Below are 2,112 nucleotides of genomic sequence, written 5' to 3'. Positions count from 1 at the left end.
GCAAGCTGCTACCCTGTCATCCCAGGGAGTCTGAGCGACAAGCGCTACTGCGGGCTGCTGAGAGCGGACGTCTGGCGTTTAGGCGAATTAAATTGCCTGAAGAAAAAGATTACTTTTCGGGTAAGGGAGCACCAAGACCTTTCACCCTCGCCCTGCCGGGGGAGATGATGCCCACCGAGCCTTTGTTAAAAGGGCTTGGTAAATGGATGGTAGGCATTGTCAATCCCCAATGCCTGTACGTCTACAAACGTGATGCATGGACCAGGATGCTGCAAGAGCCTGACGTAACTCCGGATAAACTGAGAGTAAAATTACTGTCTGATCTGCAATCACTGCACGATAAAGGTCGTGAGCATGCCGATCAGGTCATCTGGAAAGTTTATCCTGATCATTTCACCTCGGGACATCTGCAAGTCGATGGAACCTTTAGTTCACCAAAATTGAAACGCCACAATGGAAACCGCTTAGTTTGTTTTGATTACCCGGAACTGCTGCTCAACCGTTATAGCAAAGAAGACATCACATGCTTATGTATTTACAACGATGCACAGAGAAATATTGCCGATATCTTGCAGGACAAGCGTCAGTGTGAAAAGGAATTGCAGCTCAAACCATTGCCTCTGGTCGTTTATTGCCACCGCACGGGTTCTGTGCAGGTCTATTTTGATGATGAGCTGGACAGTAAACGCCTGGCCAGAAATGAGCGTTCTCTGGATGATTATGCGTTTTCACAGGGCATAGCCCCGGACCATTTCAGAGCCCTGCTAAATCTGCTGCCAATGTCTTTGCGGGCAGAGGCACTGGGCTCAAAATTAAACGTCTCACCGAATGTTATGAGCACATTGCAACAGGCCATCGAGCTGGTGAGTGATCCCTGTTGTTACAGTTACGAGAAACTTTTGAAATTAAAACAAAGTGGCTTGCCCATTCACCAGCGTTTTTTTCACAAAGGAAACGTTCAATCATTGCTTGAAATGTTGATGACTTCCGAAATGATCAGAATCGATCAGCCAGAGCACGATCAAACTCGACATCAGGAGAAAGAAGCTTGTCGCTTACTTCAGCTGCTTCTGCAGAGCGGGGCAAGTCTGGGAGGGGGGATTCATATAATCGACGCCATGGATGATTACATGGTTCGGGCAATACCAGCAGGCATAATCAATCATATTGTAGCTGCCTTCGCACCACTTGAGTGCCTGACCCTGAAACATCTCGCGAAAATACCTTTTACCGGTTGCCCGGGAAGCGTTGTAGAATTTCACCGAATTTGTCAGGGTCACAGTCCAGAACAACTAGAGCAATGTATAAAAGAGGTACTATTTAGTGTGCGCTTTTATCATCCTTCCCTCGACATGATCAAGTCCCGCTTACTGGCCATCTTTCGTTACAGTTCTAACCTGGACAGTGAGTTTCTGCATAGGTCTGAAGATAGTCTGGACTGGTTTTACCCCAGAGGTAAGAAGGTTATTGAGGATTTTTCTGCGGTTGATTATATCCAATGGGTTGAAAAACTCTGGCAGCAACGGGAAACGCATCCCCTCTACCAGAATTGGCCAGAACTTGTCCAGCAAGCTCAACGTGAAATCAAGGACCTGAGACAATCTCTGGGTCTGGGCAATTCTCACGACCAGGCAACACCATCGGCAGCCGAAACACCAGAGGCATTACAGTTTGTGGAGGATGCCTTCAGCAAACCGCCGGTCTTGCCTGAAAATGTCGGCGATAATGAAAAAACCATCCTGAAAGTACTGCAGCATTATTACCGCCGTCCGGGACCGGAGCGGGTGATCCAGAGCCTTGGCAGACAGACCGTGCCAACCGTGTGGAAACCGCTGCACAGCTGCAGTCATGTCCTGCGGGCCAGGAATAATGGTCACTGGTACATGAAATTACTGGAGGAATTTGGGCAGTGTTACCTGAGCCCGAAAGAAAAAGAACTCCTGACGCTGGCGATTATCTACCATGACGCAGCGGCCGAAGACGTCGACAAATCAGCGGAAGAAACGAGATCAGCTTATTACTTCAAACGGGACCTGGCCGGGCACTACCCTGAAGCACTGCTGGATGATGTAGCACTGGCGATGGTCAGCAAGGAAAATGATGTCAATGGTG

The 2,112-nt window shown here is 48.6% G+C and carries 1 protein-coding gene; it reads left to right on the top strand.

Annotation, left to right across the window (positions count from 1 at the left end):
* Nucleotides 1–2,112 (top strand): hypothetical protein (locus KDK17_RS11270; RefSeq protein ID WP_257288115.1); only part of this gene is annotated, 2,112 nt, incomplete at both ends.

It is taken from the genome of Endozoicomonas sp. SESOKO2, from assembly GCF_024606245.1.
GTDB lineage: Bacteria > Pseudomonadota > Gammaproteobacteria > Pseudomonadales > Endozoicomonadaceae > Endozoicomonas_A.
Note: the sequence above shows the minus strand (reverse complement) of the source record. Positions and strands in the feature narration are given on the sequence as shown.